Below are 24,650 nucleotides of genomic sequence, written 5' to 3'. Positions count from 1 at the left end.
AAAGCCGCGGCGGCGTGGCCTCAGGCTGCTTCGGGCATCTGTGGACGCACGCCCGCCACCAGGGCGTCGAAATACGCGCCGGTCAGCGCCAGTTGTGCGTCTGCCGTCTCGGCCTGGTTCACCACCGCGCGGAATGCGGCGTTTTCAGGCCGGTCCTTCGCATACCAACCCAGGTGCTTGCGCGCGATGCGCACGCCGGCGCGTTCGCCGTAAAAGGCGTGGAGGTGCCGCAGGTGACCGAGCAGGATCTCGCGGATCTCTCCGAGCGAAGGTTCCGGCAGGTAGTCGCCGGTGGCCAGGTGGTGGGCGATTTCGCGGAAGATCCATGGCCGGCCCTGCGCGGCGCGGCCAACCATGACCGCGTCTGCGCCGGTGTGGCGCAGCACGTAGGCCGCCTTGGCGGGCGAGTCGATGTCTCCGTTGGCGATCACCGGGATCGACAGCGCCGCCTTGATCGCCGCAATGGTGTCGTACTCGGCCATGCCGGTGTACTGCTGGTCGCGCGTGCGGCCGTGCACGGCGAGCGCGGCAATGCCTGCGTCCTCGGCAATGCGCGCGATCAGCGGCGCGTTGCGCTGGTCATGGTCCCAGCCGGTGCGGATCTTCAACGTCACCGGCACGTCGACCGCCTGCACGACCGCCGACAGGATGCGCGCCACCAGCGGTTCGTCGCGCATCAGCGCCGATCCCGCCCAGGCATTGCATACCTTCTTGGCCGGGCAGCCCATGTTGATGTCGATGATCTGGGCGCCGTGCTCCACGTTGTAACGGGCCGCGTGGGCCATCACCTCCGGCACGGTGCCGGCGATCTGCACGCTGATCGGCGCCGGCTCGCCATCGTGGTCCATCCGGTGCAGCGACTTGCTGGTGTTCCAGAAGCGCGGATCGCTGGTGGTCATCTCCGACACGCACAGCCCCGCGCCCAGTCGCTTGCACAGCACGCGGAAAGGCTTGTCGGTGACGCCGGCCATGGGAGCCAGGATCACGCGCGGGGCGAGGCTGTAGGCGCCGATCTGCATGTGGCGATTCTACCGGCGCGTTCCTGTCGGCGCGATGCGGCCGGGGACGCATCGGAGCCCCAGGGCGCCGGCGCCTAGCGGTAGCGGTTGATCTCGTCGCGCAGCGCACGGGCCGCATCGGCCGCGGCCTGCGCGAAATCGTCGCCGCGCGAGGCGTAGAGGATCGCACGTGACGAGCTGACGATCAGGCCCGTGCCGTCAGCGGTCTTCGCGTTGCCGACGACTGCCGCCACGTCGCCGCCCTGCGCGCCCACGCCAGGCACCAGGAAGGGCAGGTCACCAACGATGGCGCGCACTTCGCGCAGTTGCTCCGGCCAGGTCGCACCCACGACGAGGGCGCAGTTGCCGTGCGTGTTCCACTCGTTGGCCACCTTGGCGGCCACGTGCTGGTACAGCGGCTGTCCAGCCACCAGCAGGTCCTGCAGGTCCCCGGCGCCCGGGTTGGACGTGCGGCACAGCACCACCACGCCGCGGTCGGCGCGGTCCAGGAACGGCTGCACCGAGTCGCGGCCCAGGTACGGGTTGGCGGTGACGGCATCGGCGAGGTAACGGTCGAAAGCTTCGGAAGCGTAGTGCTGAGCCGTGCTGCCAATGTCGCCGCGCTTGCTGTCCAGGATCACGGGGATGCCAGGATGCATGGCGTGGACATGGGCGATCAGGCGCGCCAGCGCGTCTTCCGCGCCCAGTGCCGCGAAGTGGGCAATCTGCGGCTTGAAGCTGCACACGTACGGCGCGGTGGCATCGACGATCGCGCGGCAGAAGTTGAACACCGCGTCGGGATCGGCGGCGAAGTGCGCGGGGAACCTGGCGGGCTCGGGATCGAGGCCGACGCAGACCAGGGTGGCGGCGTCGTTCCAGCGTGCGCGCAGTGCCTGCATGAAGGTCATCGGGTGCCTCGTGTTGTCGTGTGTGGGTGCGCGTGTCGCTGACGGCCGGCCGTTCAGTACGGCTGGCCGTCCTTGTGGAAGTAGCGCCAGCTGCCGTCGACCGTTCGGCCGACCAGGTCGTCGTCCGGATAATCCACCGCCTCTTCCGGCTGGCGGTCGCCAACCTCGAGGTAGAGCACGTCGGCATCGCTGCGGTTGACCAGGTGGTGGCCGTCGCCGGAGCCTGCCGGGAAGCCCGCGCACATGCCAGGTGCCAGCGGGGTTTCGCCCGCGTCGGTGACCAGCGTCGGCGTGCCCTGGAGCACGTAGACGAATTCGTCCTCATGCAGGTGGCTGTGCCGCAGCGCCGAGGCGCACCCCGGTGGCAGGCGGCTGAGGTTCACGCCGAAGCCGGTCAGGCCGAAGGCGTCGCCCAGGGCGCGCTTCTCGCGTGCGGCGACGCGTTGCGCGAAGGGCTCGGGGTAGCCGGAGCCGATGCGTGGGACGAGTTCATCCGGGGAGAGGGCGGTGGGGCGGGGTGGGGTCATGATCCGTCCGGTCTCGAACTGGGCTCTTGATTGTCATTCCCGCGCAGGCGGGAACCCATGGGCGTTGATCTTCAACCGCAACCGCAACCGCAACCGCAAGGAGCAACGTCCCTGGATCCCCGCTTGAAGGATGCGGGGATGACGATCTGGCAACGCCGTGCCCGCTTGCGCGGGCACGGGCCAGATCGTCACTTGAGCGCCTTGAACCTCAGGCGGTGAGGCGCCGCGCCTTCCACGCCCATGCGGCGCTTCTTGTCTTCCTCGTATTCGCGATAGTTGCCCTGGAAGAACTCCACGTGCGAGTCGCCCTCGAAGGCGAGGATGTGCGTGGCGATGCGGTCCAGGAACCACCGGTCATGCGAGATGACGAAGGTGTTGCCGGGGAACTCCAGCAGCGCGTCTTCCAGCGCACGCAGGGTTTCGATGTCCAGGTCGTTGGACGGTTCGTCGAGCAGCAGCACGTTGCCGCCCTGCAACAGGGTCTTGGCCATGTGCAGGCGGCCACGCTCACCGCCGGACAGCGAGCCGACCATCTTCTGCTGGTCCTGGCCCTTGAAGTTGAAGCGGCCGATGTAAGCGCGCGACTGGATCTCGATGCCGTTGATGTTGAGGATGTCCAGGCCGCCGGAGACTTCCTGGAACACGTTGTGGTTGCCGGTCAGGGCTTCACGACTCTGGTCGACATAGGCCAGTTTCACCGTCTGCCCGGTTTCGATCGTGCCGGTGTCGGGCTTTTCCTTGCCGATGATCATCTTGAACAGCGTCGACTTGCCGGCGCCGTTGGGGCCGATGATGCCGACGATCGCGCCCGGGGGGACGGAGAAGCTGAGGTCGTCGATCAGCAGGCGATCGCCGAACTTCTTCGACACGTTCTTGAACTCGATGACCTTGTTGCCCAGGCGTTCGCCCGGCGGGATGAAGATCTCGTTGGTTTCCTGGCGCCGCTGGTAGTCGACCGACTGCAGCTCCTCGATGCGCGCCAGGCGCGCCTTGCCCTTGGAGCGACCGCCCTTGGCGTTCTGGCGGGACCACTCGAGCTCCTTCTGGATGGCCTTCTGGCGCGCCTTCTCCTGGCCTTCTTCCTGCTTCAGGCGCTCGTCCTTCTGCACCAGCCAGTCGGTGTAGTTGCCCTTCCACGGAATGCCGCGGCCGCGGTCGAGTTCGAGGATCCACTCGGCGGCGTTGTCGAGGAAGTAGCGATCGTGGGTCACGGCCACCACGGTGCCCGTGTAGCGCGCCAGGAACTGTTCCAGCCACTCCACCGACTCGGCGTCCAGGTGGTTGGTCGGTTCGTCGAGCAGCAGCATGTCGGGCTTCTGCAGCAGCAGCTGGCAGAGCGCGACGCGGCGCTTCTCGCCGCCGGAGAGCTTGCCAATCACGGCGTCCCACGGCGGCAGGCGCAGCGCGTCAGCCGCCACTTCCAGCTGGTTTTCCAGCGTGTGCGCGTCGCCGGCGGCCAGAATGGCCTCCAGCCGCTGCTGCTCGGCGGCCAGCTTGTCGAAATCGGCGCCTTCCTCGGCATACGCCGCGTACACGGCGTCCAGCGCGGCCTGCGCGTTGATGATCTCGCCCAGGGCCGACTTCCACCGCCTGCCGAACCGTATGTTCCGGATCCAGCTGCGGTTCCTGCGCCAGGTAGCCGACCTTGATGCCGGGCTGCGGGCGGGCCTCGCCCACGAAATCCTGGTCGACGCCGGCCATGATCCGCAGCACCGTCGACTTGCCGGCGCCGTTCAGGCCGAGCAGGCCGATCTTCGCGCCCGGAAAGAAGGAGAGCGAGATGTCCTTGATGATCTGGCGCTTCGGCGGCACGGTCTTGCTGACGCCGTTCATGGTGTAGATGTATTGCATGGAAGCTCCGGTCGAACGTGGCGCCGACGCGCGCGGCGCGCGGGGCACCCGGGGGGCAAACGGCGGCGGCCTGCGCGCGGCAGGGGCCGGAGGGTCATCGGGATCGCGACATTATAGCGGGCGCAGGCGGCGCGGCGGCCTGAACCCGGCTGCCGGGCTCGTCATGCCCCGGACCCACGGCCCCAGCTCATGAGGGCCCGGGCTCACGAAAGCCCCCGGGCCCAGGAAGGCCCTCGCTCATGACGGTTCGTTGGGCGGGCGGGCCGGGCCGCGATTGCCCGCTAAACTTGGCCTTCCCTCCCCATCCCCCCACCGCTGGAGTTCCGATGTTCCCGCGTGACGCCCGTATCGAAGGTTTTGACCCCGAACTCGCCCAGGCCATCGCCGACGAGACCCGCCGCCAGGAAGACCACGTCGAGCTGATCGCCTCGGAGAACTACGCCAGCCCGCGGGTGATGGAAGCCCAGGGCAGCCAGCTCACCAACAAGTACGCCGAAGGCTATCCGGGCAAGCGGTATTACGGCGGCTGCGAATTCGTCGACATCGCCGAGCAGCTGGCGATCGATCGCTGCAAGCAGCTGTTCGGTGCGGACTACGCGAACGTGCAGCCGCATTCGGGCTCGCAGGCCAACCAGGCCGTGTACTTCGCGCTGCTAAACCCGGGCGACACGATTCTGGGCATGTCGCTGGCCCACGGCGGCCACCTGACCCACGGCGCCAAGGTCAACATCTCGGGCAAGCTGATGAACGCCGTGCAGTACGGCGTCGACGACCGGGGCCTGATCGACTACGACGAAGTCGAACGCCTGGCCCTGGAGCACAAGCCGAAGATGGTCGTGGCCGGTTTCTCCGCCTATTCCCAGGTGGTGGACTGGGCGCGCTTCCGTGCCATCGCCGACAAGGTCGGCGCGTACCTGTTCGTCGACATGGCCCACGTCGCCGGCCTGATCGCGGCCGGCGTCTATCCGAACCCGGTCCCGCACGCCCACGTGGTCACTTCCACCACGCACAAGACCCTGCGCGGCCCGCGTGGCGGCATCATCGTCGCCAGCCGCGCCGCGATGGGCGATGCGGCCGAGGAGATCGAGAAGAAGATGCAGTCGATCGTCTTCCCTGGCATCCAGGGCGGCCCGCTGATGCACGTGATCGCGGCCAAGGCCGTGGCCTTCAAGGAAGCGCTTGCCCCCGAGTTCAAGGCCTACCAGGCGCAGGTGGTGAAGAACGCGCAGGCCATGGCGAAGACCATCATTGCCCGCGGCTACAAGATCGTCTCCGGCGGTACGCAGAACCACCTGATGCTGGTCGACATGATCGGCAAGGGCATCACCGGCAAGGACGCGGAAGCCGCGCTGGGCAAGGCGCACATCACCGTCAACAAGAACGCCGTGCCCAACGATCCACAGAAGCCCTTCGTCACCTCCGGCCTGCGCATCGGTACCCCGGCGGTCACCACCCGCGGCTACCAGGAAGCCGACTGCGTCGCGCTGGCCGAGTGGATCTGCGACGTGCTGGACAACCCGAAGGACGAGGCGGTCCTCGACCGCGTGCGTGGCCTGGTCACGGAACAGTGCCGGACGTTCCCGGTTTACGGCTGATCAACCGCTGACCCGATGAGCCGGGCCGGTATCGAGCGTTGGGTGTATGTGCTGGAGGCGGTCGCCTTCGGACTGCCTGCGCTGCTCGTAGCCGTGCCCGGTGTCATTCTCGGTTCGATGTTGGGATGGGTAAGCCTGGCCGACCTGCCGCAGACCCCGGGCCCGACCTTCTTCGTCTGGTTGATGGTGGTTGCGGGAGGTGGCGGAATAGCCTCGTGGTGCGTCCTCTCGGGCACGTATGTGGTGCAAGGACACGGTGCCCTGCGGCTCACGCCCTTGCACTGGTGGCTGGGTTTGCTGGCAGGAATGGCGGTTGCGCTGGTCTTCCTGGCACCGCTGGTCGATCCGTCCGCCGCCAGTCGATGGATGGGAACGCCGGCCCTGCTGCTGCTGCCCAGCCTCCACCTGCTCTGGTTGAAGTTCCGCAAGTGACCTGACTTGCCCGTTCAAACGCCTCTGCCCGGCGTCGAACCGTGACCAAGGGCGACGCCGCCTCCGGACCTGCCTACAATCCAGCCAGGATCCCCGGCCCGGTGCCCCCATGCATTGTCCGTTCTGCCAGCACACCGACACCCGCGTGATCGACTCGCGGGTGTCCGACGATGGCGCCACGATCCGCAGGCGCCGCGTCTGTGAAGCCTGTGGCGAACGCTTCAGCACGCTGGAAACCGTCGAACTCAAGCTGCCAGTCATCGTGAAGAGCGACGGGCGGCGCGAGGCTTTCGATGCGCGCAAGCTGCGCTCGGGCTTCGATCGCGCGCTGCAGAAGCGGCCGGTATCCGAGGAACAGATCGAGACCGCGGTGCGCGCGGTGGTCCATCACCTGCGGATGACCGCCGAGCGCGAGCTGGATTCGCGACGCGTCGGCGAGTTCGTGATGGCCGAGCTGCGCAAGCTGGACCACGTGGCCTACGTGCGCTTCGCTTCGGTGTATCGCGCGTTCGAGGACGTGGCGGACTTCCGCGAAGTGCTCGACCGGCTCGAGCACGAGACGCCGCCCACCGAAGGCCAGTTGACGTTGCTGGACGAGGAAGCCGACACCGGGAAGAGGCGCCGGCGGTGAACGCGCGCGCTCCAGTGGCAGCGGCGCTGGCCCTGGCGTTGGCCGCCGCGGCCACGGCCGCGCACGACAAGCCCCGGCCAGCAGCACCCGTGCCGCCTGCGCCTGCAGCGACGAGCATCGCAGCGCCAGCTGCTGATGCGGCCCGCGCCGGCCATTACTACCTGCAGGGCGTGATGGAAACCGGTTCGGAGCTGCTGCTGACGGAGCAGGGCACGTTCCAGTGGTACTTCACCTACGGTGCGCTTGACCTTGGCGGCGCGTGGCCGCTGGCGCTACGAAGGGGCCGACGTGCTGCTGGAGACCGAGGAATTCCTGGCACCGCCGGGTTACGAGGCGATGAAGTTCCAGCAGCTGAAGCTGCGGACCGACGGCGCGGACCTGATCCCCGCCTGGCCCTGGGACGACGGCGCCGAACGAGGACGCTATACCCGTGACTGATCCCGCACCCCCCCGACGTTTCGACACCCGCGCCGTCCTTCTCCAGCTTCGACCACGCCATGATGGCGCGCGCCTTGCGCCTGGCGGAGAAGGGCGCCTACACCACGCGGCCCAATCCCATGGTCGGCTGCGTGCTGACCCAGGGTGAGGTGGTGGTGGGCGAGGGATTCCACGTCCGCGCGGGTGAGCCGCATGCCGAAGTCAATGCGCTCGCTGCGGCGGGTGGACAGTCGCGTGGTGCGACGGCCTACGTGACGCTGGAGCCTTGCGCGCACACGGGCCGCACCGGGCCCTGCGCCGATGCGCTGATCCAGGCCGGCGTGGCGCGCGTGGTCGCCGCGATGCGCGACCCCTTCATCCAGGTCGACGGCGAGGGATTCGCGAAGCTCGAAGCCGCAGGCATCCGGGTCGAAAGCGGGCTGATGCAGTCGCAGGCGCGCGCGCTCAATCGGGGCTGGCTTTCGCGCCTCGAACGCGGGCGGCCCTGGCTGCGCATCAAGCTCGCCACCAGCCTGGACGGTCGCAGCGCGTTGGCCAGTGGCGAATCGAAGTGGATCAGCGGCGAGGCCTCGCGTCTGGACGTGCACCGCTGGCGCGCACGCGCCGGGGCGATCCTCACCGGCGCCGGCACGGTGCTGATCGACGACCCCAGCCTGACCGTCCGTTTCGAAGACGACACCGCGTTCGAGCCGCCGATGCGCGTGGTGCTCGATCCGGGCCTGGCCACCGTGGCGCGGGGCCGCGTGCGTGAAGGCGGCGCCCCCACGCTCTACCTGCACGCCCCCGATGCCAAGCCGCCCCGAGGCATGGCCGCGCAGACCGCGGTGGCGCCCGTACACGAAGGACGATTCGACCTCGACGCGGTGCTGCGCCTGCTCGCCCAGCGCGAGATCAACGAAGTGCAGGTGGAAGCCGGCGCGACGCTGGCCGGCGCCTTCCTGGCGGCCCATCTTGTCGACGAGATCCTGCTGTACGTTGCGCCCGTGCTGCTGGGCGACCGCGCGCGTCCGCTGTTCGACGGCCTGCACATCGATGAGATGACCCAGCGCCTGAACGTGCAGATCGTCGACACCCGCCGCATCGGCGACGACGTCCGGCTGCTGCTGCAACCCCAGGCGCCGTCGGCCTGACCCGGGTCGCGATGGGCACCGGCTTCAAGGACCATTTTTCCGGCGTCGCCGACGCCTACGCCGCCGCGCGTCCCGAGTATCCCGACGCGCTGTTCGATGCGATCGCCGCGCACGTCGCGGCCAGCGGGCAGGTGTGGGAACCGGGCTGCGGCAGCGGACAGGCCACGCGCGGATTGGCGGCCCGGTTCGCACACGTGCACGCGACCGATGCCAGCGCGCAGCAGATCGCCCGCCATTGGGCCGCCCCGCACGACCCGGGGATACCCGAAGAGGTGGGGCCGGGCGTGGAATTGTCGTCGTCCTCCGTCCCCCGCGGCCAGGGCGGTGCCTTCTTCCACGGCGACCCCCTGCACACGCTGCCGGTCGCGACGAGGGAACCGGACGCCGGTCCCTGCGCCCGTGTGACCGTCGCCGTGGAGCCCGCTGAACACACCTCGCTGGCCGACGGCAGCGTGAAACTGGTCGCGGTCGCCCAGGCGCTGCACTGGTTCGACCGCGCGGCGTTCTTCGCCGAGTGCGCGCGCGTCCTGGCGCCCAGCGGTGTGCTGGCCGCCTGGGGCTACGGTGATTTCCTGACGCCTGACGGCATGGACGAGGCAATCGGCGATTTCCGCGCCCGCATCCACCCGCACTGGCCGGCCGAGCGCGCGCTGGTCGACCGCGCGTATGCCGACTTCCAATGGCCGTTTCCTGCCCTGGAGGCGCCTGCGCTGTGCCTGGAGGCGCAATGGACCTTCGCCCATTTCCTGCGCTACCTGGCCAGCATGTCCGCGGTGGCCCGCTACGGCGAGACCACTGGGCAGGACCTGCTCGCGACGCACGCCCCGGCCCTCGCGCTCGAATGGGGAGCGCCGGAGCGGGTCCGGACGATCCGCTGGCCCCTGTTCCTGCACCTGCGTCGCAAGCCGGACCGGGCCGGGCCGCCGGAACCCGGCTAGCCCTGGCTGAACAGGGTCTGCCCGCCTAGCACCTCAGCGGCCCCTTTTGCCAGCGCGGGTTGGCCCGCGACAATGCACCGCGCCATCGCGCACGCCGGGCTCCCGGCTCAGTACTACAAAACAGGGGAAAACATGTTTCGTCGAATCTGCCTGACCCTCGGGTTGGCTTCGCTGTGCTTCAACGCCGCCGCCAAGGCGCCCGCCATCCCCTCGCCGGTGGCCCAGGAGCTGCCGGTCGAGCTGATCCTCACCCAGCACGAACTTGCCGTCGAGGTGCCCGCCACCGCCATGGCCGTGGGCATGCAGTTCGGCCTGATCGGCGCGCTGATTGGCGGCGCCGTGCAGAACGCGCAGGCCACCAACGCCGAACAGCGCGTGACCGCCATGCGCGACCAGCTGGTCGAGTACCACTTCAACGAACGCATCGAAGCCGCCGTGCGCGCCAAGCTCGCGTCCGAGGGCATTTCGCCCAACCCGCGGATCACCGTCCGCCAGTCGGTCTGGGACGCCGCCGAAGCCAACGCCGCTCCGGCGACCATGCAGGCGCTGGTGCTGGTTCCCCGTTACGCGGTCACCAATGATTTCCAGCAGATGACCGTTTCGCTGGCCACTTCGCTGGTCGAGCGCACGCGCAAGTCCAACGGCAAGTACAAGACCCAGGTCCTGTTCAACCGCAACTACCGTTTCGAGTTCCCGATGACGGCCTCGGAGGGCAAGGAGGAGATGTCGCAGCGCTGGGCCGGAATGGGCCGCACGGGCCTGTCGACCCTGCTCGACCAGGGCATCCAGCAGACCACCGACATGCTGGTGCACGACTTCTCCGCCGCTGGGCGTAGCCAGTGGACCAGCAAGCCGGTCAAGAAGGCGCCGTTCGTGGAGGTCAATGGTCGCAAGGTAGCCGGTCGCCAGATCCAGCAGGGTGAAGGCTGGGTGTGGATCCGTTCCGGTTCGGGCCGCCTGCAGCAGTTCTATGGCGTGCGCACGCTCGATGCAGCCGCGGTCGCCGCCCTGAGCGCGCCTGCCGCGGTTGCTCCGGCTTCCTCGACCGCCGCTGCTGCTCCGGCCTCGGTGCCCGCGCAGGCCGAGGGTTCCGCCCCGGCGGCCGATGCGCAGGCCGCCGCTTCGGCGCCGGTCAATGCCGCGCCGGTTGCCGCGCCGGCCGAAGCCGCCAGCGCCCCCGTCGGAAGCGGCCAGTAAGTCATGGCGTCGTCTTCGCTGCTGCGATCGCTCGCGCTGGCCGTGGCCTGCACCGGCCTTGTCGCGTGCACCCCGAAGGTCCATCGCGTCGCCGTGGATCCGTCCCGGCTGGTGGTCCCGATGGAGGCTCGCCTGGCCTGCGAACACCAATTGCATGAGGTGGTGGACGCGCGTCCCACGAGCGAACGGGCCGGCGGCCTGGGCGTGCACATGTTCGTCTTCGACGACGTGCCCGGCGCGGTACGCCGGCAGTTCGAACAGGCGGGCATGGCGGCCCAGGTCGGCCGCGTCGTGGACGTGCGCGTGCTGCAGTTCTACCTGTCGCAGAACACCATCACCAAGGTGCCCGTGGCCGTGTACGAAGTGCGCGTCGACGGCGGCGCGCCCTTCCGGGTGCGCTCGCAGCTGGCCTCGATGAACAACTGGGGCTCGGAGAACGAGGCCTACGGGGCGTATGCCAGCGCGCTGGCCGACGCAACCGAACAGGTCGTCGCCCGCCTCAACGCCGGTTGCACCAAGGCCGGCTAGTCCGGTCGACAGGGTCGAGGGCCGAAGGGACGGGGAGCAGCTCCCCGTCCCTTGTTTTTTGGGGGCGTGCGCATCCTGGTGGCCTGCCGTTCGCCAGGTGCAGCCCCGTGGCCGCGTGACGCGCCGTTCCAGCCGGCGGCCGACCGTCAGTGCCCCGGGTGGTAAACTGCCGTCCGCCTGCCTGCAGGCCACAATTCGTAACGTCTTCAGGGCGGGGTGGAATTCCCCACCGGCGGTAGGTGCGGTGCCTCGGTTTCGGACCGGTGGCGTGCACGAGCCCGCGAGCGCCTGCTCCCCGGAGCAGGGTCAGCAGATCCGGTCCAATGCCGGAGCCGACGGTCCTGCTTCCAGTCGCCCTGGCGACCGGTGGCACACAGTCCGGATGAAAGAAGACGGCCAGCGCGCGGCGATCTCACTACATCGAGGTCCGCCGTGCGCCTGCCTTCGTGCCCGGAGGCGTTTTTCGCTGACCATCCGCGGGAAACGTTCCAATGCTCCAGCCATCCCTGTCGATCGTGGCCGCCACCCTCGCGGAGGCGCGCTGATGTTCACCGGCATCATCGAAGGCGTCGGCCGCCTGCGCGCACTGGAACCGCGCGGGGGCGACGTTCGCCTGCACGTGGACGTCGGTGCCTTGCCGTTCCAGGCCGTGCAGCTGGGCGAAAGCATCGCGGTCAACGGTGTGTGCCTGACCGTGATCGCGTTCGACGACAACTCCTTCCAGGCCGACGCGTCGAATGAAACCCTGGGCCTCACCACGCTCGGCCGCCTGCGGCCAGGCGCTCCGGTCAACCTGGAGCGCGCCATGCGACCGACCGACCGCCTCGGCGGACACATGGTCAGCGGCCACGTCGATGGCGTCGGCGTGGTGCACGCCATCGAGGACGACGCCCGCGCCCAGCGCTGGCGCTTCGGCGCCCCGGCGGACCTGCTGCGCTACATCGCCAAGAAGGGATCGATCTGCGTCGACGGCGTCAGCCTCACGGTCAACGCGGTCGATGACGCGGGCTTCGAGGTCGCGCTGATCCCGCACACGATCGCCCATACCGCGTTCTCCGCCACCGCCGCGGGCGATGCCGTGAACCTGGAAATCGACCTGGTCGCGCGCTATGTCGAGCGGCTGCTCGCTGGCCGTTCCGCGACCTGATCGCCCCCCACGTTTCAAACCCCAGACCGGAACCCCCAATGTCCTTCTGCCCGATCCCCGAACTGCTGGACGAGATCCGCGCCGGCCGCATGGTCGTCATCGTCGATGACGAAGACCGCGAAAACGAGGGCGACCTGATCATGGCCGCCGAACTGGTGCGGCCGCAGGACATCAACTTCATGGTCACGCATGCGCGCGGCCTGGTCTGCCTGTCGCTGACGCGCGAACGCTGCCGCCAGCTGGGCCTGCCGCCGATGGTCCGCGACAACACCTCCCCGCACCACACCAACTTCACGGTGTCGATCGAGGCGGCCGAGGGCGTGACCACCGGCATCAGCGCCTATGACCGCGCCCACACCGTCCGCACCGCGGTGCGGCCCGACGCTTCGGCCGCCGACCTGAGCCAGCCCGGCCACATCTTCCCGCTGATGACCCAGCCCGGCGGCGTGCTCAACCGCGCCGGACACACCGAGGCGGCCAGCGACCTGGCGCTGCTGGCGGGCATGGAGCCGGCGGGCGTGCTGGTGGAGATCCTCAATCCCGACGGCTCGATGGCGCGTCGGCCGGAGCTGGAGCAGTTCGCACGCGAGCACGGCCTGAAGATGGGCTCGATCGAGGAACTCATCCGCTATCGCCTGGCGACCGAACACACCATCGAACGCGTCGACGCGCGGCCGATCGAGACCGAGCACGGCCAGTTCGAGCTGGTCAGCTACCGCGATCGCCTCAACCACGCGCTGCACTTCGCGCTGGTGCGTGGCCAGGTCGAGCGTGACCAGCCCACCCTGGTGCGCGTGCACGTGCAGAACCCGCTGGCCGATGCCGTGCACTGGCGCCGCCCGGACTTCGGTCCCGCAGTCGGCGACGTGCTGGGGATGATTGCCCGCGAAGGCACGGGCGCACTGGTCCTGCTGGGCGAGCACGCGGACGCCGACGCACTGCTGGCGCGCGTGCGCGCGCAACCGCCGGCAGACCCGGGCGACCATGACCCCTCGCCACCCGCGGGCCGCGGCCATGCCCTGGCCGAGTGGCGCCGCAATGGCGCCGGCGGCCAGATCCTGGCCGACCTGGGCCTGGGCCGGCTGCGCGTGATCGGCACGCCACGGCGGCAGGTGGGGTTGGCCGGGTTCGGGCTGGAGGTCGTCGAATACGTGGAGCTGGCGCACTGACCCGGGCAGGGGCTTCGGGGCGGCTGAGGATCTGAGAGCCGGGGCAGGGTGGGGAGACGCCCTCGGACGCCGGGAGCCCCACCAGGCGTCGGCACCCCACCGTCCCGCTGCCCGCATCCCGTGGACGCCGCCGGGACGCGCGCCCGCCCGTGCGGCCTTGCTACTCATCCACGGGCACCGGCCCTAGACTGGCCTCACCCCCCGAACCGTGACTTGCATGGGTTTCAGTTTCCGATGGCCATGGCCGCGCGCCGCTGACGCGCCCGACGTACCCGACCCCCACGCCGAGCTGCGCCAGGCCTGGGACGAGCAGGGGTTCGTCGTGCTTCCCGGGTTTTACGACGAAGCCGAACTGGCTGCCGCCGAAGCGCCTGTGCGCCGGGCCTGGGAGGAAAAAGCGCCGCGGGTGGTCGTCGACGACCTGGTGACCGGCCAGCGCCTGCGCCTGTCCGACGTCAGCGACGAGGCGCGCAGCAAGCACCGCTTCAAGACCAATGACCTGTACCTCGAGCAGGAGGCCGTGCGCCGCCTGGCGTTGAACGAGCGCATCACGCCGATCCTCACCGCGTTGCTGGGCCGCGTTCCGGTGCTGTGCAATTCGCTCAGTTTCGAGCAGGGCAGCGCGCAGACCGACCACGTCGACGCGTTGTTCATGACGCCGCGTACGCCCCACCACCTGCTGGCGATCTGGGTGGCGCTGGAGGACTGTCACCCCGACTCGGGGCCGCTGAAGTATTTCGCGGGCAGCCACCGCATCGAGCCGTATGTGTTCAGCACCGGCAGCCATCACTTCGTGCTGGACGAGATGCCGGCCTGGCGCGAATACATGGACCAGCAGGTCGCCCAGCGCGGCCTGCAGCCGGAGACCTTCCCGGCCCGGCGAGGCGACGTCTTCATCTGGAGCGCCTACCTGCTGCACGGCGGCAGCCCCATCCGCGACCCGGCCCGGACCCGCAAGAGCGTGGTCTTCCATTACTATTCACAGGAAGACTGCATCGCCCAGCGGTGCACGATCGTCCCCTACCAGGGTGGTTTCTGGATGCACCGGCCCCATCAGGCGGTGCCCGGGCTGGGTGAATCCCCGGCGCCGCCCCTGCCGCCCGACGCGCGGCTGCCGCCGCAGGACTGACCCCACCATGCCCCATCTCGAAGGCGACATGCGTGCCCCGCAAGGCGCCCGTTTCGCGATCATCGCCAGCCGCTGGAATCCGCGCATCACCGATGCGCTGGTTGCAGGCGCGCGCCGTACCTTCGCCGAGCACGGTGTCGACGAGAGCTCGCTCGACGTCGTCCGCGTGCCCGGCGCGTGGGAGGTTCCCGTCGCCGCGGCGATGCTGGCCGCCAAGGGCCGCCATGCCGGCATCGTCGCGCTGGGTTGCGTGGTGCGCGGTGATACCCGCCATTACGAACAGGTGGCCGACGGCTGCTCCAATGGCCTGATGCGCGTATCGCTGGACCACGGCCTGCCGGTGGCCAACGGCGTGCTGGCGGTGGACCGCTTCGAGGACGCGCAGGCGCGCGCCGGCGGCAGCCATGGCAACAAGGGCGAGGAAGCCGCATTGGTGGTATTGGAAATGGCGAACCTGCTGGAGCAACTCGTATGAACCGCCGCCGCAACGATGGCATCGATCCCGTCGCCCGCTCGCGCGCGCGCCGCCGCGCGCTGCAGGCCGTGTACGCCTGGCAGATGTCCGGCGCCACCGCGCGCGACGTGATCGCGCAGTTCGCCCACGAACAGGCGCATGAAGTGGCGGACTTGGACTACTTCGAGGACCTCGTCAGCGGCGTGGACAAGCACTGCGACGAACTCGACGACGCCCTGCAGCCGTTCCTGGACCGAGACATCGAGCAGGTCGACCCGATCGAACGCGCTGCGCTGCGCATCGCCGCCTACGAACTGCGCCAGCGCCGGGACGTGCCCTACCGCGTGGTGCTCAACGAGGCCATCGAGACCGTCAAGCGCTTCGGGGCCGAGCACGGCCACACCTATGTCAACGGCGTGCTCGACCACGCGGCGGCGCAGTGGCGCGCGGTGGAAGTGCAGTCCGCGCGAACGAAATAGGCCGTGTCCGAGTTCGACCTGATCGAACGCATCCGCGCGCGCGCTGCCAGGCGTGACGACGTCGTGCTGGGCATCGGGGACGACGCCGCCATCGTGCGGGTGCCTGCCGGCCGCGAACTGCTCGTGGCCACCGACACGCTCAACCGCGGCGTGCATTTCCCGGAAAACACCCTGCCGGCCCACATCGGCTGGAAAGCGCTGGCGGTGAACCTGTCGGATCTTGCCGCGATGGGCGGCACGCCGGCCTGGTGCACGCTGTCCCTGTCGCTGCCGCAGGCCGACATGGCGTGGCTGGATTCATTCCTCGACGGCTTTGTCGAACTCGCGCGCCTGCACGAGGTCGCGCTGATCGGCGGCGATACCACGCGTGGCCCGTTGTCGGTCAGCCTCACGCTGGTGGGCCATGCCGCTCCGGACCAGGCGCTGCTTCGATCGGGTGCGGAAATCGGCGACGAGATCTGGGTGAGCGGCACGCTGGGCGACGCCGCCGGCGCCCTGGCGCAATGGCGTTCGGGCGCCCAGGTCGCCGCGCCGCTGCGCCTGCGCCTGGACCGGCCCACGCCGCGCGTCGACCTCGGCCAGACCCTCGTGGGCGTGGCGACGTCGGCGATCGACATCTCCGACGGACTGATGGCCGACCTGGGCCACATCTGCCGCGCCAGCCGGGTCGGCGCGCGCATCGACGTCAGCGCGCTTCCGCTGTCGAACGCACTGCGCGACCGATTCGACGTCGCGTGGCGCCATTCATTGCAGGCCACCGGCGGCGACGATTACGAACTGTGTTTCACCGCTCCGCACAGCGCGCGCAGCCAGCTGGCCTCGGTCGCCGAAGCCTGTGCCGTCCCGCTCACCATGATCGGCACCATCGTCGAAGGCACGAGCGTGCGCGCGCACATGGGCGATGGCAGCCCGTGGATGCCGACGACGACCGGGTACGTGCACTTCACCTGACGGGCGCCGCCGGCGTCTTGGAGTCGTGTGACGCGCCGTCCGGCGGCAGGTGGCGCAATCCAGCGCCGCACCGATCCGGGTGGCATGCACGCTCCCCGAATCGGCGCTCATCCCGTGTCGCACGCATCGAACACGCAAGGCCTTCGAACCGTTCGTGCAGGGTGATGAAGTCCGGTTCGATGCCGCCTGCTGGATGACACGGGCCAACGCCTGTCAGGCAGGTGGCTGATGGCGGCTCGTCTGAAACTGAGGCGCCGAACGGTGGCGCCTATCCCTGCCCAGCCGTCGACGCCGACGCCGTATGCGCGTGCTTCATCGTGGCCTCATGCACCCGATACTGGTTGCGGCCGCCCGCCTTGGCCTGGTACAGCGCGACGTCGGCATTGCCCAGCAGCTGCTCGGTGGTGGCCGCGTCGAGGGGATAGGCGCTGATGCCGATGCTCCCGGTGACCTGCACCTCGCGGCCGCCGATGTCCATGGGCTGTGCCAGCACTTCGAGCAGCTTCTCGGCGACCACCACCGCGTCGTCCAGGGACTGCGCACCGGGTTGCAGGATGGCGAACTCGTCGCCGCCAAGCCGGGCCAGCAGGTCATTGGATCGCAGCACGTCGCGCATGCGCTGGGCGGCGCTGCGCAGCATCGCGTCGCCCGCCGCGTGGCCGAGCGAATCGTTGACGTCCTTGAGATGGTCCAGGTCCACCAGCAGCAGCACCAGCATCTCCCGATGCCGCTGCGCGGTACCCATCATGTCGACCAGCCGCCGGAACAGTTCGGCCCGGTTGGGCATGCCGGTCAGGACGTCGACGAATGCCAGGCGCCGGTGTTCTTCCTGGCTGAGCTTGAGGTCGGTCGCATCGCGAAGGACCTTCATGTAACCGATGTCGGCGCCCTCCACGCGGACCGGATACATCATTCCGTCGCCCCAGAACGTCGTGCCGTCCTTGCGCAGGTGCCAGCGGAAATCTCCCGCGCAACCCTGCGTCCTTGCCTTGCTCATCTCCCGGCCGGGAATGCCGTTGCTGCGATCGATCGGCACGAAAAGCTTCTCGGCGCTCGCGCCGATGATCTCCTGTGCGGAGTAACCGAAGATCGCTTCCGCGCCACGGTTCCAGAGAATGATTTTTCCCTGCAGGTCGGTGACCACGATGCCGTGCCTGATGGGCGTGTCCAGCAGGGCCTGCATGAGTGCACGATCGTCCATGCGCTCGCTCCGTGGATGTCGGTTCGATGGTTCTCGCCGACGGGCCACGGGCACGTGAAATGCGCACGCTGAACGCTTCAGGTGCAAGCGGCCCGGACCGGAAAAACGTGGCTGGAATGGGCCCGTTTCCGCTTCGCGCGCCGCTCTGCGTTCAATAATGCAAGCCCATCCCGGGGAGCGCCGGTCGCGATGGAGAACCATGGCCAGCAGGGTTGAGTTGATGCAGCAGATTGCCGAGCTGGATCGGGAGCTGTCCGACGCCCGCGCCTCCATGCGCGAGGCGATCCCGCGACTGATCGATCGTTGCCGGCAGATCGAGGGCGATGCCGGGCCGGCGGACGAGGCCGTGATCGGGCTGGCCATCCACTGCCTGATGCGCAAGCACGATCTGTTGCCCAGCGCAGGCAGATCCCGTCGCCGCAGCGGCCGGGTGCGCAGCACTGCCGCGGCCGCCCGCGCACTCCCGCCCGGGGCGACGGAAGTGCGGGACGTCCGGACTTTCGCAGGCCTGGCCCACCCGATCGGGTGATGCCGCCGGCGCCCCAGGTTCACCGGGGAAAGTCGTTCCTGCGCCGCGATGTCCGTCAATGCAAAGGCATCGGCGGCAGGTCGAATACCAGCACTTCCGCGTCGCGCCCCTGGTCCAGCGTGATCGCGGTTTCATCCTGCAGCCGCAGTGCGTCGCCCGCGACCAGCGCCTGCCCGTTGACCGTGACCTGCCCGCGGACCACATGCACGTAGCCCAGGCGGCCCGCAGCGAACTCGTGGCGCGCGTGCTCGTCGCCGTCGAACAGCCCGGCCAGCATCAGCGCGTCCTGGTGGATCGTGACCGAGCCGTCGCGCCCATCCGGGCTCACCACGACCCGCAGCCTGCCGCGCTTGTCGCTGTCCGCAAAGGACTTCTGTTCGTACGAGGGCGCGACGCCGGTGACCGACGGCACGATCCAGATCTGCAGGAAGTGCGTGGTGTTGGCCTTGTCATGGTTGAACTCGGCGTGGACAACTCCCGTGCCTGCGCTCATGCGCTGCACTTCGCCGGGCACGATGCTCGCGCGGTTGCCGAGCGAATCCTCGTGGGCCAGCGCGCCGTCCAGCACGTAGCTGATGATCTCCATGTCGCGGTGCCCGTGCTGGCCGAAGCCGGCACCGGCGCGCACGCGGTCCTCGTTGATCACGCGCAGGGCGCCCCATTGCACGTGCTCCGGGTCGAAGTAATTGGCGAAGGAAAAGCTGTGCCAGGAGTCGAGCCAGCCGTGGTTGGCATGGCCCCGTTCGTTGGCGCGTCGCAGGGTGATCATGGAAGGCTCCTGGATATGGATGTGGCCGGGTCAGCGTGATCCGGCGATCTGGACCTTGCGGCCCGGAGCGAAGTATCGAAATTGCGGGGTGCCGGAAATAGCCGGACGCCGGAGAATGACTGTTTCCGATCGGGGGACAATGGCGCCGCACTGGCGCTATATTCGCGCTTCCGTCCCGGGAGTCGCCTCATGGACCGCATCGAATGCATGCGTGCTTTCGTCGAGGCGGTGCGCGCCAATGGCTTCGCGGCGGCGGCGCGCCGGCTGGATGTGCCGCGCTCCAAGGTGAGCAAGCAGATCCAGGCGCTGGAGGACATGCTGGGCGTGCAGTTGCTGATGCGCACCACGCGCAGCCTGCACCTCACCGAGGCGGGCGCGGAGTATTTCGAAGCGGCGCAGGACGTGCTGGCCACGCTCGACGATGCCGAGGAACGCGCCCGCACCGGCGCCGGCCGCCTCGAGGGGCTGCTGCGGGTGAACGCTCCGGTCTCTTTCGGAACCCGCGTGCTGGGCCGCCTGCTGCCGCAGTTCCATGCCTTGCACCCGCAGGTGGAAGTGCACGTGACGCTCAACGACCAGCTCATCGACCCGGTGAAGGGCGGTTTCGACGTCACCATCCGCATCGCCAACCTCATCGACTCCACGCTCGCCGCGCGGCGGCTGATGCCGGCCGAGCGGGTGTTCGTGGCCTCGCCGGCCTACCTGCGCGCGCGCGGCACCCCGCAGGTGCCCGACGACCTCGCCCAGCATGCCTTCCTCAACTACGGCCTCCTGCAGGGCAGCGTCACGTTGCCGCTGACCCGGCATGGCAGGACCGCTCGCGTGCAGCCGGTCGGCCCGGCCACGGCCGACAATGGCGACCTGCTTGCGGCGCTGGCGGAGGGCGGGATGGGCATCACCCTGCTGCCGCGCTTCATCGTCCAGGAGGCCTTGCGCAGTGGCGCGCTGCAGGTCGTGCTGGAGGACTGGAAGGCGCCTCCCATCGCGGTCAATGCCCTCTACGCCGCCACCCGCCGCCTGCCGCAGAAGACCCGCCGCTTCATCGACTTCCTCGGCGAGCGACTGGGCGACGGCGAGCCGCCGGTCCCCTGAGTCTCAGGCCGGTCATCAACCGGGGTGATGGTGGCCCCGGGCGACCTGCGTCACCATGCTGCTGCAACCTGTGCCATCCCCCACCCAGGAGCCCGCAATGAATACGAAAGCCTACGGTGCGCACGCCGGCGACAAGCCGCTGGAGCCGATGGACATCCAGCGCCGCGTACCGGGCGCCCACGACGTGCAGATCGAGATCGCGTTCTGCGGCGTCTGCCATTCGGACCTGCACACCGTCCGCTCGGAGTGGGGCGGCACGCGCTACCCCTGCGTGCCGGGCCACGAGATCGTCGGGCACGTCACCGCGGTCGGGCCCGGGGTCACGGCCTTCAAGGTGGGCGAGACCGTGGCGGTCGGCTGCCTGGTGGGCAGCTGCAAGCACTGCCGCGCCTGCGGCGAAGGCCTGGAGCAGTACTGCGAAGTCGGTTTCGTCGGCACCTACAACGGCCCCACGCAGGATGCTCCCGGGCACACGCTGGGTGGCTATTCGCAGCGCATCGTCGTGGACGACCAGTTCGTGCTGAAGGTGCGCCATCCCGAAGCCCAGCTCGCGGCCGTCGCGCCGCTGCTGTGTGCGGGCATCACCACGTATTCGCCGCTGCGCCACTGGAAAGCCGGTCCTGGCAAGAAGGTCGGCATCGTCGGCATCGGCGGCCTGGGGCACATGGGCATCAAGCTGGCGCACGCGATGGGGGCCCACACCGTGGCGTTCACCACCAGCGAGAGCAAGCGCCAGGACGCGCGCGACCTGGGCGCGGACGACGTCGTGATCTCCAAAGACGCCGACCAGATGAAGCAGCACATCGGCACCTTCGACTTCATCCTCAACACCGTGGCCGCCAGCCATGACCTGGATGCCTTCACCCGCCTGCTCAAGCGCGACGGCACGATGTGCCTGGTCGGCGTCCCGGAGCATCCGCATCCGGCCCCCAATGTGGCGCAGCTGATCTTCGGCCGTCGCGCGATCGCCGGCTCGCTGATCGGCGGCATCGCCGAAACCCAGGAGATGCTGGACTTCTGCGCCGAGCGCGGCATCGTGTCGGAGATCGAGATGATCCCGATCCAGAAGATCGACGAGGCCTACGACCGGATGCAGCGCAGCGACGTCAAATACCGGTTCGTGATCGACAACGCGACGCTGGCCACGGGCTGACGTCTGGTTGGAGGATTTCGCCCGGAGCCGCTGGACCGGCCCCGGGCGAGTGCTTCACCGCCTGGGCGTGTACACCGGCGCGTCGACCGTGCCGGCTTCCACCTTGGCCAGCACTTCCTCCAGCTCCTGCCGGCGCTCGGCGTCCTTGGCCTCCTTGAGCAGGCCACGCAGGATCGCCGCATGCGCCGCCTGCCTGGCCTGCGCGGCCGGCACTTCGATGTCCGGCTTGACGCCCACGTGTTCCCAGTTGGTGTGCGTGACCGGGTTGATCGCGCGGCCGTTGGGGATGAAGGCAACGAAGCCGGCGCCCAGGGCGTACGGGTCGCCGGGATTGGCGCCGCCGCCGGTGGATTCGCCGACGAGCGTGCCGCGCTGCTGGGTCTGGAAGTCGTACGCGCATTCCTCGCCACCGGAGAACGTGCGCTTGGAGGTCAGCACGTAGACCGGTTTCGTGTACCGCGGGCCGACGCTGGGGTCGGTCCAGTACTGGCGCGTGGTGTCGTCGGTGCGGCTGTAGATGTCGTTGAGGTGGCGTTCGTCGCCCGGCGCGAAGAAGTGGCTCATCAGGTAGGCGACGGTCGCCGGTTCGCCGCCGCCGTTGCGGCGCAGGTCGAGGATCAGTGCGTCGGTGCCGGACAGCAGCGTCATCGCGGCCGACAGCGCTTCGCCTACCAGTTCGGTCGGGCCGAAGCCGCGCAGTTCCATGTAGCCCACGTTGCCCGGCAGGCGCGCGAGGCTGTCGATGCCGTAGCCGCGGCTGGCGAACTGCTGGCGTCCCTGTTCGATTTCCTCCTTGCTGGGCAGGGGGCGCTTGCCCGGCGGCTGCTCGCGGAATTCCGGGTCGTAGTCGACGTTGAAGTGGCCGTCCTTGCCCAGGCGGCGAAGGTCCGTGGACAACAGCTCCGAGAAGGCCCGGCTGTCGCTGGCGGCCGCGTAGGCGCCGCTGGCGTTGCGTGCGCGGAGCGTCTTCGCCAGTTGCCCGGCGACGTCCGGAAATACGTAGTTCGCCTGCAGCTGCGTGGCGAGGCCTTCGATCACGGTGGCGCGCTGGGCGGCGGTGATCGGCACGGCGGGCGGCGGCTGCTGCGCGTGGGCGAACGGCGCCAGGCACAGCAGGAGGCAGAGCGTGAGGGTGCGCGGTTTCATGGAGTTCCTTTCGATTGGGGGCGGCGGCGCCGCGGTGACCTACTAACGGTTTAGTACTGATGGGCAAAAAAACTCAGCGCGTGTCTTCGATCTCGATCGGCGCCATCGACCACACGCCGTCGACCAGTTCGGCTTCGACGTGGACGCTGGCGCGCCCCTTGGGACCGGCGAGTTCGAAGTCGAGATCGGCGTCGCCATCGCCCTTGGACGAGTCGTCGGTGCTGATGGAGATGTTTCCATCGATCTGCTTGGACGCGCGCACCACGGGCGTGCCCAGCCTGGCGACGACGCGCGGGTCGGCCGCGACCTGCCGCATCAGCGACTTGAACGCGGGCTGGTCGGCGATGTCGGGCGGGGCGGGTGGCGCGGGCGGTGCGGGCGGCGCACCCGGCGCGCCGGGCGGCAGCGGCGGCAGGGGCGGCAGCGGCGGCGGCGGTGCAATGCTCATGCGGTCCACTTCGGCCAGCCAGCCGCGCACACCGGCATCGATCGGCCGGCGCTGCTGGTCCTTCATGTAGACCTCGCTCAGCGTTCCGTTCGCATCGACGGACGCGCGGTAGTAGCGGTCCCCGTCGACGCCATGGGCGGACACCTCGCGGTAGTCGCCCGGGCCCAGCGCGCCATCGGTGCTGGCGTGCACGATCAGGTCGGGCTTCCAGTTGCCCGATGCGAAGACCTGGACGGCGAGCAGCGCGCCTGCCGTGAGCACGATGCCGAAGACGGCCAGCGTGCGCGAACGACCCTGCACGGGTGGTGATGTGAGTAGTCGGGTGATGCGTTGCATGAGCGTGCCTCCTTGGGCAGCCAGGACCAGTTGCGGGATGGAATGCCGCTCGCGCTCGAGTGTCACCAGCGCTTCGGCCAGGGCGATGGCGTTCCCGCTCGCCGCCACCGCCAGGTCGTCACATGCGTGCTCGCGTTCCTGCCGGATGCGGCGGCCGAGCCACCAGGCCGCGGGGTGGAAGAACAGCAGCGCTTCGATCACGCACTGCACGCCGTTCCACAGCCAGTCCATGCGTGCGACGTGAGCCAGTTCATGGGCGATCAGGGCTTCGACCTGTTCGCGCGGCAACCGGGTCAGCAGGGTCAGCGGCAGCCACACCACCGGACGCAGCAGCCGCGCGGTGAACGGCGCGACGACATCGGCCGACAGCCGCACCGCGACCTCGCGCCCGATGCGCAGTGAATGGCGCAGCGCGTCCACGCGGCGCTGCCAGTCCGCCGGCAGCGGCTGGTGCGGCAGCCGCTCGAGCGAGCTGACCACGCGCCAGCCGCCGAAGCGTCGCAGCAGCATCAGGCCGACCCCGGCGAGCCAGACGATGGTGAAGAGCGCCGCGATGGGGTTGGACTCCTGCACGAAGCCGCCGTCCACCGCCGCCTGCCGCGGCGCGGTGAACGCCTGCAGCCAGCCGGTATCGACGACCAGCCCGGGTCCCTGCCAGAACGGTTCCTGCCAGAAGCGCAGGAAGGTGAGCGCGGGGGCCGCGACCATCGCCACAAGGAAACCCATCGCGACCACATGGCGTGCCGATGCACTGGAACGCGCCATCGAGGCCAGCACCAGCCACGCGGCCGCCGCCAGCAACGCCAGCTGCCACAGCGAATGCACCAGCGCCGAGGCCATCGCCGGCGCCAGCCCAAGCTGCAGGGTGGCCAGGGCGTCCATCAGTCCTTCCGCCGGGCCTTGGCCTGGGCGATGAGCGTGGAGATCTGGTCCAGCTCCTCGGGCGTGGCGACGTTGTCGTCGATCGCGCGCTGCACCAGGGTCAGTGCCGACCCCGAGAACGCCCGGCGCATCAGGTCCCTGAGCAGGTTGCTCTGCACCACCGGCTCGGCCAGCACCGCGGCGTAGGTGTGGCTGCGCTCGGACTCGTCGCGGCGCACCAGGCCCTTGTCGGCCATGATCGTGAGCATCTTGAGCACCGTCGTGTAGGCGGTGTCCTTGTCGCGCGAGAGGACGGCGTGGACCTCGCGCACCGTCATGGGCGCCGTGCCGGACCACAGCACGCGCAGGAGGGCCAGTTCGCCTTCGGTGGGATGGGGAGTCGTCATGTCGCCTGCGCCGGAGTGTGTACGCAGGTATTAGTACTAAGGTGTTAGTAGCCAGTCAACCCAACCTTCGGCAGGGGCGGGTTCAACTGGGTTCCAGCGGGTCCGGCAGCAGCCTGGGCGGGAGGGGAAACGGCCCGGCGGCGTGGTGCGGGGTGGCCCGGCCGCCTTCGTCGGGCGCTGGCACCTCGCGCGCCGCCCGGGGGTGA

25 protein-coding genes, 1 pseudogene and 1 riboswitch are annotated in these 24,650 nt (G+C 69.2%); of the genes and pseudogenes, 17 read left to right on the top strand and 9 right to left on the bottom strand.

Translation table 11 applies throughout. The features are described 5' to 3' along the window. Window positions 1–20: 20 nt before the first annotated feature. The 4 genes and pseudogenes from dusB to ettA form a co-directional block, all read right to left on the bottom strand. Complete coding sequence (gene dusB, locus I8J32_RS01180) at window positions 21–1,019, bottom strand: tRNA dihydrouridine synthase DusB (RefSeq protein WP_200614281.1); 999 nt, start codon at window positions 1,017–1,019, stop codon at window positions 21–23. Between the two features lie 74 nt (window positions 1,020–1,093). Further along, window positions 1,094–1,906, bottom strand: coding sequence for an orotidine-5'-phosphate decarboxylase (gene pyrF, locus I8J32_RS01175; RefSeq protein ID WP_200614279.1), 813 nt, complete (start codon window positions 1,904–1,906; stop codon window positions 1,094–1,096). Window positions 1,907–1,959: 53 nt separating this feature from the next. Beyond that, window positions 1,960–2,433, bottom strand: a complete 474-nt coding sequence (locus I8J32_RS01170; protein WP_200614278.1) for a cupin domain-containing protein — start codon at window positions 2,431–2,433, stop codon at window positions 1,960–1,962. A 188-nt stretch (window positions 2,434–2,621) separates the two neighbouring features. Further along, window positions 2,622–4,284: pseudogene (ettA, locus tag I8J32_RS01165) on the bottom strand (energy-dependent translational throttle protein EttA). 326 nt (window positions 4,285–4,610) lie between these two features. On the opposite strand from ettA, the gene glyA reads away from it, so the two are divergent. The 14 genes from glyA (at window position 4,611) to thiL (ending at window position 16,502) form a co-directional block, all read left to right on the top strand. Continuing rightward, window positions 4,611–5,879 (top strand): serine hydroxymethyltransferase, encoded by a 1,269-nt coding sequence (glyA, locus tag I8J32_RS01160; RefSeq protein WP_200614276.1) that lies wholly within the window; start codon window positions 4,611–4,613, stop codon window positions 5,877–5,879. Between the two features lie 15 nt (window positions 5,880–5,894). Then, window positions 5,895–6,311, top strand: a complete 417-nt coding sequence (locus I8J32_RS01155; RefSeq protein WP_200614275.1) for a hypothetical protein — start codon at window positions 5,895–5,897, stop codon at window positions 6,309–6,311. 109 nt (window positions 6,312–6,420) lie between these two features. Beyond that, window positions 6,421–6,942 (top strand): transcriptional regulator NrdR, encoded by a 522-nt coding sequence (gene nrdR / locus I8J32_RS01150; protein ID WP_200614274.1) that lies wholly within the window; start codon window positions 6,421–6,423, stop codon window positions 6,940–6,942. Between the two features lie 237 nt (window positions 6,943–7,179). Then, a complete protein-coding gene (locus I8J32_RS01145) occupies window positions 7,180–7,380 on the top strand; it encodes a hypothetical protein (RefSeq protein WP_207526717.1) in 201 nt (66 codons plus the stop codon). A gap of 62 nt (window positions 7,381–7,442) precedes the next feature. Next, window positions 7,443–8,510, top strand: a complete 1,068-nt coding sequence (gene ribD / locus I8J32_RS01140) for a bifunctional diaminohydroxyphosphoribosylaminopyrimidine deaminase/5-amino-6-(5-phosphoribosylamino)uracil reductase RibD (protein WP_245156380.1) — start codon at window positions 7,443–7,445, stop codon at window positions 8,508–8,510. A gap of 11 nt (window positions 8,511–8,521) precedes the next feature. After that, window positions 8,522–9,448, top strand: coding sequence for a class I SAM-dependent methyltransferase (locus I8J32_RS01135; protein WP_200614272.1), 927 nt, complete (start codon window positions 8,522–8,524; stop codon window positions 9,446–9,448). 132 nt (window positions 9,449–9,580) lie between these two features. Continuing rightward, window positions 9,581–10,645 carry a hypothetical protein gene (locus tag I8J32_RS01130; RefSeq protein WP_200614271.1) on the top strand — a complete coding sequence of 355 codons (1,065 nt, stop codon included), beginning with the start codon at window positions 9,581–9,583 and terminating at the stop codon, window positions 10,643–10,645. Window positions 10,646–10,648: 3 nt separating this feature from the next. Then, window positions 10,649–11,173, top strand: coding sequence for a hypothetical protein (locus tag I8J32_RS01125; protein WP_200614270.1), 525 nt, complete (start codon window positions 10,649–10,651; stop codon window positions 11,171–11,173). Window positions 11,174–11,371: 198 nt separating this feature from the next. Next, window positions 11,372–11,571: riboswitch (FMN riboswitch) on the top strand. Window positions 11,572–11,717: 146 nt separating this feature from the next. Further along, on the top strand, window positions 11,718–12,320 hold the full coding sequence (locus I8J32_RS01120; RefSeq protein WP_200614268.1) for a riboflavin synthase: 603 nt from the start codon (window positions 11,718–11,720) through the stop codon (window positions 12,318–12,320). A gap of 38 nt (window positions 12,321–12,358) precedes the next feature. Then, window positions 12,359–13,489 (top strand): 3,4-dihydroxy-2-butanone-4-phosphate synthase, encoded by a 1,131-nt coding sequence (gene ribB, locus I8J32_RS01115; protein ID WP_200614267.1) that lies wholly within the window; start codon window positions 12,359–12,361, stop codon window positions 13,487–13,489. Window positions 13,490–13,706: 217 nt separating this feature from the next. Further along, window positions 13,707–14,618, top strand: a complete 912-nt coding sequence (locus I8J32_RS01110; RefSeq protein ID WP_200614265.1) for a phytanoyl-CoA dioxygenase family protein — start codon at window positions 13,707–13,709, stop codon at window positions 14,616–14,618. A 7-nt stretch (window positions 14,619–14,625) separates the two neighbouring features. Beyond that, the gene (gene ribH / locus I8J32_RS01105; RefSeq protein ID WP_200614264.1) at window positions 14,626–15,093 is read left to right on the top strand and encodes a 6,7-dimethyl-8-ribityllumazine synthase; all 468 of its coding nucleotides are present in this window, start codon (window positions 14,626–14,628) and stop codon (window positions 15,091–15,093) included. Then, window positions 15,090–15,551: a transcription antitermination factor NusB gene (nusB, locus tag I8J32_RS01100; RefSeq protein WP_200614263.1), complete on the top strand. Its 462-nt coding sequence runs from the start codon at window positions 15,090–15,092 to the stop codon at window positions 15,549–15,551. The genes ribH and nusB overlap by 4 nt, the downstream gene beginning before the upstream one ends. Window positions 15,552–15,554: 3 nt before the next feature. After that, window positions 15,555–16,502 (top strand): thiamine-phosphate kinase, encoded by a 948-nt coding sequence (gene thiL / locus I8J32_RS01095; protein ID WP_200614262.1) that lies wholly within the window; start codon window positions 15,555–15,557, stop codon window positions 16,500–16,502. 268 nt (window positions 16,503–16,770) lie between these two features. Here the strand turns inward: thiL and I8J32_RS01090 are convergent, their stop codons facing one another. After that, window positions 16,771–17,703 carry a sensor domain-containing diguanylate cyclase gene (locus I8J32_RS01090; RefSeq protein ID WP_200614260.1) on the bottom strand — a complete coding sequence of 311 codons (933 nt, stop codon included), beginning with the start codon at window positions 17,701–17,703 and terminating at the stop codon, window positions 16,771–16,773. 220 nt (window positions 17,704–17,923) lie between these two features. Here I8J32_RS01090 and I8J32_RS01085 point away from each other — a divergent pair, with 220 nt between their 5' ends. Beyond that, the gene (locus tag I8J32_RS01085) at window positions 17,924–18,232 is read left to right on the top strand and encodes a hypothetical protein (RefSeq protein WP_200614258.1); all 309 of its coding nucleotides are present in this window, start codon (window positions 17,924–17,926) and stop codon (window positions 18,230–18,232) included. A gap of 55 nt (window positions 18,233–18,287) precedes the next feature. Here I8J32_RS01085 and I8J32_RS01080 read toward each other — a convergent pair whose 3' ends face one another. Further along, the gene (locus I8J32_RS01080) at window positions 18,288–19,001 is read right to left on the bottom strand and encodes a pirin family protein (RefSeq protein WP_200614256.1); all 714 of its coding nucleotides are present in this window, start codon (window positions 18,999–19,001) and stop codon (window positions 18,288–18,290) included. A 189-nt stretch (window positions 19,002–19,190) separates the two neighbouring features. Between I8J32_RS01080 and I8J32_RS01075 the strand changes: the two genes are divergently transcribed. Both I8J32_RS01075 and I8J32_RS01070 read left to right on the top strand, forming a co-directional pair. Then, window positions 19,191–20,093, top strand: coding sequence for a LysR family transcriptional regulator (locus I8J32_RS01075; protein WP_200614254.1), 903 nt, complete (start codon window positions 19,191–19,193; stop codon window positions 20,091–20,093). Window positions 20,094–20,190: 97 nt separating this feature from the next. Further along, a complete protein-coding gene (locus tag I8J32_RS01070) occupies window positions 20,191–21,246 on the top strand; it encodes an NAD(P)-dependent alcohol dehydrogenase (protein ID WP_200614252.1) in 1,056 nt (351 codons plus the stop codon). 54 nt (window positions 21,247–21,300) lie between these two features. Here the strand turns inward: I8J32_RS01070 and I8J32_RS01065 are convergent, their stop codons facing one another. The 3 genes from I8J32_RS01065 to I8J32_RS01055 form a co-directional block, all read right to left on the bottom strand. After that, window positions 21,301–22,392, bottom strand: coding sequence for a S41 family peptidase (locus tag I8J32_RS01065; RefSeq protein WP_200614251.1), 1,092 nt, complete (start codon window positions 22,390–22,392; stop codon window positions 21,301–21,303). 73 nt (window positions 22,393–22,465) lie between these two features. Then, the gene (locus I8J32_RS01060) at window positions 22,466–24,058 is read right to left on the bottom strand and encodes a cytochrome c oxidase assembly factor Coa1 family protein (RefSeq protein ID WP_200614249.1); all 1,593 of its coding nucleotides are present in this window, start codon (window positions 24,056–24,058) and stop codon (window positions 22,466–22,468) included. Then, window positions 24,058–24,444 carry a BlaI/MecI/CopY family transcriptional regulator gene (locus tag I8J32_RS01055; protein WP_200614248.1) on the bottom strand — a complete coding sequence of 129 codons (387 nt, stop codon included), beginning with the start codon at window positions 24,442–24,444 and terminating at the stop codon, window positions 24,058–24,060. Before I8J32_RS01055 ends, I8J32_RS01060 begins: the two co-directional genes overlap by 1 nt. Window positions 24,445–24,650 lie beyond the last annotated feature (206 nt).

The organism is Lysobacter solisilvae (assembly GCF_016613535.2).
Classification (GTDB): domain Bacteria; phylum Pseudomonadota; class Gammaproteobacteria; order Xanthomonadales; family Xanthomonadaceae; genus Agrilutibacter; species Agrilutibacter solisilvae.
Note: the sequence above shows the minus strand (reverse complement) of the source record. Positions and strands in the feature narration are given on the sequence as shown.

What these genes read in the sequence shown, in the direction of transcription:
- dusB (WP_200614281.1), bottom strand. Translation starts at nt 1,019, where the DNA reads ATGCAGATCGGCGCCTACAGCCTCGCCCCGCGCGTGATCCTGGCTCCC.
- pyrF (WP_200614279.1), bottom strand. Translation starts at nt 1,906, where the DNA reads ATGACCTTCATGCAGGCACTGCGCGCACGCTGGAACGACGCCGCCACC.
- I8J32_RS01170 (WP_200614278.1), bottom strand. Translation starts at nt 2,433, where the DNA reads ATGACCCCACCCCGCCCCACCGCCCTCTCCCCGGATGAACTCGTCCCA.
- glyA (WP_200614276.1), top strand. Translation starts at nt 4,611, where the DNA reads ATGTTCCCGCGTGACGCCCGTATCGAAGGTTTTGACCCCGAACTCGCC.
- I8J32_RS01155 (WP_200614275.1), top strand. Translation starts at nt 5,895, where the DNA reads ATGAGCCGGGCCGGTATCGAGCGTTGGGTGTATGTGCTGGAGGCGGTC.
- nrdR (WP_200614274.1), top strand. Translation starts at nt 6,421, where the DNA reads ATGCATTGTCCGTTCTGCCAGCACACCGACACCCGCGTGATCGACTCG.
- ribD (WP_245156380.1), top strand. Translation starts at nt 7,443, where the DNA reads ATGGCGCGCGCCTTGCGCCTGGCGGAGAAGGGCGCCTACACCACGCGG.
- I8J32_RS01135 (WP_200614272.1), top strand. Translation starts at nt 8,522, where the DNA reads ATGGGCACCGGCTTCAAGGACCATTTTTCCGGCGTCGCCGACGCCTAC.
- I8J32_RS01130 (WP_200614271.1), top strand. Translation starts at nt 9,581, where the DNA reads ATGTTTCGTCGAATCTGCCTGACCCTCGGGTTGGCTTCGCTGTGCTTC.
- I8J32_RS01125 (WP_200614270.1), top strand. Translation starts at nt 10,649, where the DNA reads ATGGCGTCGTCTTCGCTGCTGCGATCGCTCGCGCTGGCCGTGGCCTGC.
- I8J32_RS01120 (WP_200614268.1), top strand. Translation starts at nt 11,718, where the DNA reads ATGTTCACCGGCATCATCGAAGGCGTCGGCCGCCTGCGCGCACTGGAA.
- ribB (WP_200614267.1), top strand. Translation starts at nt 12,359, where the DNA reads ATGTCCTTCTGCCCGATCCCCGAACTGCTGGACGAGATCCGCGCCGGC.
- I8J32_RS01110 (WP_200614265.1), top strand. Translation starts at nt 13,707, where the DNA reads ATGGGTTTCAGTTTCCGATGGCCATGGCCGCGCGCCGCTGACGCGCCC.
- ribH (WP_200614264.1), top strand. Translation starts at nt 14,626, where the DNA reads ATGCCCCATCTCGAAGGCGACATGCGTGCCCCGCAAGGCGCCCGTTTC.
- nusB (WP_200614263.1), top strand. Translation starts at nt 15,090, where the DNA reads ATGAACCGCCGCCGCAACGATGGCATCGATCCCGTCGCCCGCTCGCGC.
- I8J32_RS01090 (WP_200614260.1), bottom strand. Translation starts at nt 17,703, where the DNA reads ATGGACGATCGTGCACTCATGCAGGCCCTGCTGGACACGCCCATCAGG.
- I8J32_RS01085 (WP_200614258.1), top strand. Translation starts at nt 17,924, where the DNA reads ATGCAGCAGATTGCCGAGCTGGATCGGGAGCTGTCCGACGCCCGCGCC.
- I8J32_RS01080 (WP_200614256.1), bottom strand. Translation starts at nt 19,001, where the DNA reads ATGATCACCCTGCGACGCGCCAACGAACGGGGCCATGCCAACCACGGC.
- I8J32_RS01075 (WP_200614254.1), top strand. Translation starts at nt 19,191, where the DNA reads ATGGACCGCATCGAATGCATGCGTGCTTTCGTCGAGGCGGTGCGCGCC.
- I8J32_RS01070 (WP_200614252.1), top strand. Translation starts at nt 20,191, where the DNA reads ATGAATACGAAAGCCTACGGTGCGCACGCCGGCGACAAGCCGCTGGAG.
- I8J32_RS01065 (WP_200614251.1), bottom strand. Translation starts at nt 22,392, where the DNA reads ATGAAACCGCGCACCCTCACGCTCTGCCTCCTGCTGTGCCTGGCGCCG.
- I8J32_RS01060 (WP_200614249.1), bottom strand. Translation starts at nt 24,058, where the DNA reads ATGGACGCCCTGGCCACCCTGCAGCTTGGGCTGGCGCCGGCGATGGCC.
- I8J32_RS01055 (WP_200614248.1), bottom strand. Translation starts at nt 24,444, where the DNA reads ATGACGACTCCCCATCCCACCGAAGGCGAACTGGCCCTCCTGCGCGTG.